The 555-nt window shown below is 32.4% G+C and carries 1 protein-coding gene; it reads left to right on the top strand.

The annotated features are described in order from the left end of the window. Positions 1–297: 297 nt before the first annotated feature. Positions 298–555 (top strand): ATP phosphoribosyltransferase regulatory subunit (locus tag KI356_RS27140; protein ID WP_212936996.1); only part of this gene is annotated, 258 nt, incomplete at its 3' end.

Here is a 555-nt window from a genome sequence, read left to right as displayed (position 1 = left end):
ATACACTCTTTTCCATTTCTTCTACATAACTTCACGTATATTTCAAAACTAAAAATATTGATAATTCAAAAATCATCTGATATAATTTGGAAAAACTTAAATTAAGGAGAGATTTCTTATGCGTACTTTTAATACTTCTTTCCAACTTCATCATCATACGTAACGCCGTGTATCCGGAGAAAAATTTTTCTTCGTGGGTACAGGGCTTTTCCTGTTGACCCACGAAGCGTTCAAAAAGCTATGTGGGTATTTTTATACCTGCATAGCTTTTTTTAATTTAAAAGAGGAGTGATTACAATGGAAATGAAAAATGTAAAAGGAACAAAAGACTATTTACCAGAGGAACAAGTACTGAGAAATAAAATTAAAAGGGCGTGTGAAGATACATTTGAACGCTATGGATGTAAACCTTTAGAAACACCAACTTTAAATATGTATGAACTTATGTCATACAAGTACGGTGGTGGTGATGAAATTTTAAAAGAAATATATACGCTGCAAGATCAAGGAAAACGCAAACTTGCCTTACGCTACGATTTAACAATTCCATTCGCA

Source organism: Bacillus hominis (assembly GCF_018332515.1).
Lineage (GTDB): Bacteria > Bacillota > Bacilli > Bacillales > Bacillaceae_G > Bacillus_A > Bacillus_A hominis.
This window is presented reverse-complemented; position numbering and strand designations above follow the sequence as displayed.